At 57.6% G+C, this 7,992-nt stretch carries 4 protein-coding genes; 1 reads left to right on the top strand and 3 read right to left on the bottom strand.

The annotated features are described in order from the left end of the window. Nucleotides 1-208: 208 nt before the first annotated feature. Complete coding sequence (uvrA, locus tag NWQ23_RS14010) at nucleotides 209-3,067, bottom strand: excinuclease ABC subunit UvrA (RefSeq protein WP_306167007.1); 2,859 nt, start codon at nucleotides 3,065-3,067, stop codon at nucleotides 209-211. Between the two features lie 220 nt (nucleotides 3,068-3,287). Between uvrA and NWQ23_RS14005 the strand changes: the two genes are divergently transcribed. Beyond that, a complete protein-coding gene (locus NWQ23_RS14005) occupies nucleotides 3,288-5,726 on the top strand; it encodes a VWA domain-containing protein (RefSeq protein ID WP_306167006.1) in 2,439 nt (812 codons plus the stop codon). A gap of 71 nt (nucleotides 5,727-5,797) precedes the next feature. Here the strand turns inward: NWQ23_RS14005 and lpdA are convergent, their stop codons facing one another. Next, a complete protein-coding gene (lpdA, locus tag NWQ23_RS14000; RefSeq protein WP_306167005.1) occupies nucleotides 5,798-7,192 on the bottom strand; it encodes a dihydrolipoyl dehydrogenase in 1,395 nt (464 codons plus the stop codon). 102 nt (nucleotides 7,193-7,294) lie between these two features. Continuing rightward, nucleotides 7,295-7,876, bottom strand: a complete 582-nt coding sequence (locus NWQ23_RS13995; protein WP_306167004.1) for a DUF924 family protein — start codon at nucleotides 7,874-7,876, stop codon at nucleotides 7,295-7,297. Between the last annotated feature and the right edge of the window lie 116 nt (nucleotides 7,877-7,992).

Here is a 7,992-nt window from a genome sequence, read left to right as displayed (position 1 = left end):
GACGATCTAGCGAATACTCCCAACGCAGAGCAGTCATTGGGGCAAGTGCAGCGAATGCACCGTTTGTCCGCAAAGCAAACCCAGATTAAAGCCGTGCCGAAACGTCCCTCGGGGTCAAAATCAAATGGCGACCCGGACTGATCCACAACATCGGTCTGATGGCATCAAAGCTCAAAGACGCTCCACAGACCTTTGTGTTTTTTAATCCCTACTCCGCGGCAACCTTTCGCCCCGACAGCATCGCTTTGAGATAGCGGCCTGTATGACTTTCGGCGACCTCGGCCACCTCCTCGGGCGTACCAGTGGCCACGATCCGGCCACCGCCATCACCACCTTCGGGGCCGATGTCGATGATATGGTCTGCGGTTTTCACCACATCCAGATTGTGTTCGATCACAATAACCGAATTCCCCTGATCGACCAATTCATGCAGCACTTCCAAGAGCTTGCGCACATCTTCGAAATGCAGACCTGTCGTCGGCTCGTCCAGAATATAAAGGGTGCGGCCGGTGGATCGCCGTGCCAGCTCCTTGGAGAGTTTCACCCGCTGCGCCTCGCCCCCTGACAGGGTCGTGGCCTGCTGGCCGACCTTGATATAGCTCAGGCCCACGCGCATCAGCGCATCCATCTTTTCGCGGATCGAGGGGACGGCGGTAAAGAACTGCTGCGCATCTTCCACGGTCATATCCAGCACATCGGCGATGGATTTGCCCTTGAACTTGATCTCCAGTGTTTCGCGGTTGTAGCGCGCACCTTTGCAGGTTTCGCAGGTGACATAGACATCGGGCAGGAAGTGCATCTCGATCTTGATGACGCCGTCGCCCTGACAGGCCTCGCAGCGCCCGCCCTTGACGTTGAAACTGAAGCGGCCGGGCTTGTAGCCCCGCGCTTTGGCCTCGGGCAGCCCGGCAAACCAATCGCGGATCGGTGTAAAGGCACCGGTATAGGTCGCGGGGTTCGACCGCGGCGTGCGTCCGATCGGGCGCTGGTCGATGTCGATGACCTTGTCCAGATGCTCGAACCCTTTGATCGTCTCGCAAGGGGCTGGCGTCTGGCGCGCGCCGTTCAATTTCATGGAGGCATTCTTGAACAATGTCTCGATCGTCAGGGTCGATTTACCGCCACCGGACACGCCGGTGACACAAACAAACATCCCCAGCGGGAAATCCGCAGTGACGTTCTGCAGGTTATTGCCCGTGGCCTTGACCACGCTCAGCTTCTTGCCTTTGCCTTTGCGCCGGACGGCTGGCACTGCGATTTCGCGTGCGCCGGTCAGATATTGGCCGGTGATGGAATCCTTATTGGCCATAATCTCGGCCGGGGTGCCTTTGGCCACCACCTGCCCGCCATGCACGCCGGCACCGGGGCCAATATCGAAAACATAATCCGCCTCGCGGATCGCCTCTTCGTCGTGTTCAACCACGATGACCGTATTGCCCTGATCGCGCAGGTTCTTCAGCGTCGTCAAGAGCCGGTCATTATCCCGCTGGTGCAACCCAATCGAAGGTTCATCCAGCACATAAAGCACGCCTTGCAATCCCGAGCCGATCTGGCTGGCCAGTCTGATCCGCTGGCTTTCGCCGCCCGAGAGCGTGCCGGAATTGCGCGACAGGGTCAGATAATCCAGACCCACGTTATTCAGAAACCCCAGACGCTCGCGGATTTCTTTCAGGATCGCGACGGCAATTTCATTTTTCTGCTTGCTCAGCGCGGCGGGAACCTCCTGACACCAGTCATAGGCTTCCTTGATCGACATCTGGACCACTTGACCCACATGCTGGCCGCCGATTTTCACCGCCAAAGCCTCTTCGCGCAGGCGATAGCCGCCACAGGTGCCACAGGCGCGGTTGTTCTGGAAATTCTCGAACTCTTCACGGATCCAGTTGCTGTCGGTTTCGCGATAGCGGCGCTCCATATTCGGGATCACGCCTTCGAAAGCGCGTTCGACCTGATAGACACGGCCGCCCTCGTCATAGCGGAACTTGATCTCTTCGGTGCCCGACCCGTAAAGGAAAACCTGCTGGATCTTGGGGTCCAGATCTTTCCAGCGGGCGTTCTTGTTGAACCCGTAATGCTTGGCGATGGATTCGATGGTTTGCAGGAAATAGGGCGATTTGCCCTTGCGCCACGGGGCCAGCGCCCCATCGGCGATTTTCAAGGTCACATCAGGCACAACCAATTGTTCGTCAAAGAACAACTCGACCCCCAGCCCATCGCAGGCCGGACAGGCCCCGAAAGGCGCGTTGAAGGAAAACAGGCGCGGCTCGATTTCGGGGATGGTAAAGCCACTGACAGGACAGGCGAATTTTTCCGAAAAGGTGATGCGTTCAGGTTCGCCTTCGCTGGGTGCTGTTTCCAGCACAGTGATACCATCTGCCAGATCAAGAGCGGTGCGGAAACTGTCGGCCAGCCGCGTTTCCAAACCTTCGCGCACGACGATCCGGTCGACGACCACGTCAATGTCATGGCGGAATTTCTTGTCGAGCGTCGGCGGTTCGTCCAATTCGTAAAACTGGCCGTCCACTTTGACGCGCTGGAACCCCTGCTTGCGCAGTTCCAGAAATTCCTTGCGATACTCGCCCTTGCGGTCGCGGATGATCGGGGCCAGCAAATAGCCGCGCGTGCCCTCGGGCAAAGCCATGACGCGGTCCACCATATCCTGCACCTGCTGGGCCTCGATCGGCAGGCCCGTGGTTGGCGAATAAGGTGTCCCTGCCCGCGCAAAGAGCAGGCGCAGATAGTCGTAAATCTCGGTGATCGTCCCAACGGTTGAACGGGGGTTTTTCGACGTCGTCTTTTGTTCGATCGAGATGGCGGGCGAAAGGCCGGAAATATGATCCACATCCGGCTTTTCCATCATATCCAGAAACTGGCGCGCATAGGCGGACAGCGATTCCACATAGCGGCGCTGCCCTTCGGCATAGATCGTATCGAAGGCGAGCGAGGACTTGCCCGACCCTGACAGGCCGGTGATCACGACCAACTGGTCGCGCGGAATATCGACGTCGATATTCTTGAGGTTATGTTCGCGCGCGCCGCGCACCTCGATATTCTTCAGTTCAGCCATGTATCATCCCTCGACCACCTCTACGCACATAATGCAGTGGTCCGTGTGGTCCAACAACTTAATAGAACATTAATAGAACATTTGCGACTTTATTTCACAGATGAAGCAGATCCGGTCAAGACTGACGCGGTAGGGAATTCCAGACTGTCTCATCATGCAGCTATGCGGAGCGCCGCTGCTGTGCTTTCATGGGGTCAGGTTCATTTTTTGGAGTGCGGTCATGCGGCTTTTGTTTCCCTTAGGTCTTGCAGTCAGTCTTGCCACTGGCGTTGTTGCACAGGACAGGCCCAATACCATTCTTGTCATTGATGGATCGGGTTCCATGTGGGGCCAGATCGATGGCGTTGCAAAAATCACCATTGCTCAGGACGTGGTCGCAGGATTGCTCGAGGATTTTCCTGCCGATCAGGGCTTGGGTTTGACCGTCTATGGCCATCGCGAACGCGGGAGCTGCACCGACATTGAAACGGTGGTCGCCCCGGCTGCGGGAACGGCCAGCCAGATTGTCAGTGCTGTCAACGGGATCAAGCCTTTGGGGAAAACCCCGATGACGGATGCCGTGATCGCCGCAGCCGAAGCCTTGCGCTATACCGAGGACAGCGCCACAGTTATTCTGGTGAGCGATGGGGTGGAAACCTGCAACCCGGACCCTTGCGCTGCGGCGCGGCTCCTTGAAGAAGCCGGCATCAACTTTACCGCCCATGTTGTCGGATTTGACATTACCGACCCCGACGCGCTGGCGCAGATGCAGTGTATTGCAGATGAAACCGGCGGGCGCTTTCTGACCGCCGCCAACGCCGCCGAACTTGACCTGGCCATGGCGTCGATGGTGATGGAGCCTGCGCCCATCGTGGTCACCGGCACATTCGAGGCGCGGCTGGCCGAGGTTGACGGACCGCTGATCACCGATCCGATCATCTGGGACATCAGCAGCGACAGCGACATGATCGCCGATGACATGGCGGGCAACCCTGTCACCGTTGATTTGCTGGAAGGCATGCATCGCGCCACCGCCTATCGGATCACCGACGAGATCGAGGCCGAGGCCACATTCACCGTATCCGGCCCCGACGATGTGACCGTGGTTGTCGTCTTCCCCGATGTTGTTCCCGCAGCCAGTATCGAGGCCGTGGATAGCGCGCCGGTTGGCGCGACCATTCCCGTGACCTGGACGGGGCCGGATGGCAAACGTGACTATATCGCCGTGTCGGAGCCAGATGAATCGGGCTATGTCAATTACACCTACACGGAGGAAGGAAACCCGCTCGACCTGCGGCTGCCTGTCGAAACCGGCACCTACGAATTGCGTTATTTCGACCAGACCCGTGATGCGGTCATCGCCACCAGGTCCATTGAAATCACCCCCGTCGATGTGACCATCGACGCACCAGAGACAGCCATTGTCGGTGAAAGCATTGCCGTGAACTGGACCGGCCCTGGCTATGAACGCGACTACATCTCGGTCGGCGAACCGGGCAAATCGCAATACATCAACTACACCTACACCGACGAAGGCAACGCGCTGACGCTGACAATGCCCACAGAGCCCGGCACTTATGACATCCGCTACCAACTGAACCAGCGCGGACATATTCTGGCGACGCGCAGCATCACCGTCAGCGCCGCCGTGGTCACATTAGAGGCACCCCAGACGGCCATTGTTGGCGAAAGCATCACTGTCGGCTGGACCGGGCCTGACTATAACCGCGATTACATTTCTGTGGGCGACATCGGCGCAAATCAGTACATCAACTATACCTACACCGAAAATGGCAATCCGTTGTCATTGGTGATGCCGACCGAACCGGGCGACTATGAAATCCGGTATCAGTTGAGCCAAGGCGCAGAGATTCTGGCCGTACGTCCCATCACGGTCACTGAAGCGACAGTCAGCCTTGATGCCCCGGCAGAAGCCGCGATTGCTTCGGAGATCACGGTCAACTGGACCGGACCGGGCTATAACCGCGACTATATCTCGGTCGGAAAGCCGGGTGAACAGGCATATATCAATTACACCTATACGGATGAGGGCAATCCGCTGACACTGACCTTGCCGCCCGAAGCGGGCGATTATGAAATCCGCTATCAACTCAGTCAGGGTGCAGAGATCCTGATGACCCGTCCGATCACTGTTACGGCGCTCAAGATAGCGCTGGATGCACCCGAATCCGCCCTTGCCGGTGAAACGATACAGGTTTCCTACGACGGGCCGGACTATGCACGCGACTACATCGCCGTGAGCGAAGTCGGCGACAGTGGCTATATCAACTATACCTACACTGAATCCGGCAATCCTGTTGCGCTTGAGCTACCACCGGTGGCTGGCACCTATGAACTGCGCTATATTCTGGCCCAAGGCGCAACGGTGGCCTTTGCCCGTCCGATTACGGTCACGGAGGTCAAGGCACAGCTTGTCGGCCCTGCGACGATTGCCTTGGGGGAAACCTTGCTCATCGGCTGGGACGGGCCGGATTATGCGGGCGACTACATCACGATCGCGCAGCCGGACGATGACGGCTATATCGACTATACGCGCACGGAAAGCGGTAATCCCGTAGAGCTACGCCTGCCTGACACAGCGGGCACGTATGAAGTGCGTTATGTTATGCGACAAGATGGCACGATTATTGCCCGTATGCCGCTCGAGGTGACCAAGTAAACGATCACAAAGCAAGACAAGAAGCCCGCCGCGACCGGACGGCGGGCTTTTGTTATGTCAATGATGGCAGGCTAGAAATGGATCACGCGATCATAGGCATCGAGCACGCTTTCGTGCATCATCTCTGACAAGGTCGGGTGCGGGAAGACCGTGTTCATCAGGTCTTCTTCGGTCGTTTCCAACTGTCGACCGATGACGTAGCCCTGGATCAATTCGGTGACTTCGGCGCCTACCATATGGGCGCCCAGCAATTCGCCTGTCTTGGCGTCAAAGATCGTCTTGATGAGGCCTTCGGATTCTCCCAAGGCAATCGCTTTGCCATTGCCGATGAACGGAAAGCGGCCAACCTTGATGTCAAAGCCCAACTCTTTCGCTTTCGCCTCGGTATAACCGACAGAGGCCACCTGCGGATGGCAATAGGTACAGCCCGCGATGCTTTCGGGCTTGACCGGATGGGCATGTTTGCCCGCGATCAGATCGGCCACCATCACACCTTCATGGCTGGCCTTATGCGCAAGCCAAGGCGCACCGGCGATATCGCCGATGGCATAGAGCCCTTCAACACCGGTCCGGCAGAATTCATCCGTCACGACATGGGTGCGGTCGATTTTCACGCCCAAGGCTTCCAGCCCCAAGTCTTCGACATTGCCGACGATGCCAACGGCACTGATCACCGTGTCGAATTCCATCTTTTCAATCTTGCCGCCGGTTTCGATATGGGCGGTCACTTTGCCCTTTGCGCGGTCCAACTGCTTGACCATGGATTTTTCCATGATCTTCATGCCCTGCTTGACGAACTGCTTTTTGGCAAAGGCTGAAATTTCGGCATCTTCGACGGGCAGCACGCGGTCCATGACCTCGACCACAGTCGTGTCAGCGCCCAGCGTGTTGTAGAAACTTGCAAATTCGATGCCGATCGCGCCGGAACCGATGACCAGCAGTTTCTTGGGCATCCGCACCGGTTGCAGCGCGTGGCGGTAGGTCCAGACCAGATCGCCATCAGCCTCAAGTCCCGGCAGTTCGCGGGCGCGCGCGCCTGTGGCCAGCACGATGTTCTTGGCAGTCAGCTCGTCAGTGCCCTTGGCACCTTTGACCGATACCTTGCCTTTGGCGGGGATCGTCGCTGTACCCATAAAGACAGTGATCTTGTTCTTCTTCATGAGATGGCCGATGCCGCCGGACAGTTGCCCTGCCACGCCACGGCTGCGTTTGACGACCGCATCCAGATCGTAGCTGATCCCTTCGGCCTTGAGACCGAACTCCTTGGCGCGGTGCATCAGGTGGAAGACCTCGGAGGAACGCAACATCGCCTTGGTCGGGATACAGCCCCAGTTCAGGCAGATACCGCCCAGATTTTCCCGCTCGATGATCGCAACCTTCATGCCCAACTGTGCGCCACGGATTGCAGCGACATAGCCACCCGGCCCGGCTCCGATTACGATCAAGTCAAAATTTTGCGCAGCCATGCAAGGGCCCTCCAGTTCCTAATTTAGTTGAACACTAAACTACTTTTGGATCGACCTCTAGTGACCTTACGGCATAACAGCTACCCGTTGGGTGCAATGTCGTTATTTCGCACCGCTTTGCTGGACCCGGATCGCGGCACCATAGCCGCCAGCATCCAGAAATGCCTGTTCGGCAGGAGAGGTTTTGCGGCCCAAAGCTGCGTTGCGAAAGGGAAACCGGCCGAAATCGCGGATCACGGCACGATGGGCGCAGGCATGATCACGATGGTTTTGGCCGCTTTCAGGCATCCGCGTATGGATCAGGCGCACCGCACGATCCTGATCGCACAGGTTCTCTGCATGCATCAGGGGCAGATAAAAGAACTGGCGGGCCGGTTCATCGATCTTCATATCCCAGTTCCGGTCAATCGCCATTTTGGCCGCAGCCCGCGCCAGAGGATCGGTGGCAAAGGCATCACCGGAATCGCGGAACATATTGCGCGGAAACTGGTCGGTCAGGATGATGTATGCCAAGGTCCCCGCAGGATAGGTCAGCCACAGACCAAGCGCACCCTCGGTCGCAGCTTTCCAGGTCGCGGCAAATTTTTCGGTGATGCGTGCATCAAGCGCGGGATCAGACTTGTACCAATCGGCGGGCGCGCATTCGTCCAGCCAAAACGCCAATACCTCGTCGGGGGTTACCACAAGACTGCTCCTTGGTAAGTCATGAAACTGTTACGGACCGAAACAGACAAAACCCTATCTGGCAAGCGGTTTTGAATGTCAAAATGTCACATGATCCTTCGGATTGACACCTCGGG

The sequence above is a fragment of the Yoonia sp. genome (assembly GCF_030731595.1).
GTDB lineage: Bacteria > Pseudomonadota > Alphaproteobacteria > Rhodobacterales > Rhodobacteraceae > Yoonia.
This window is presented reverse-complemented; position numbering and strand designations above follow the sequence as displayed.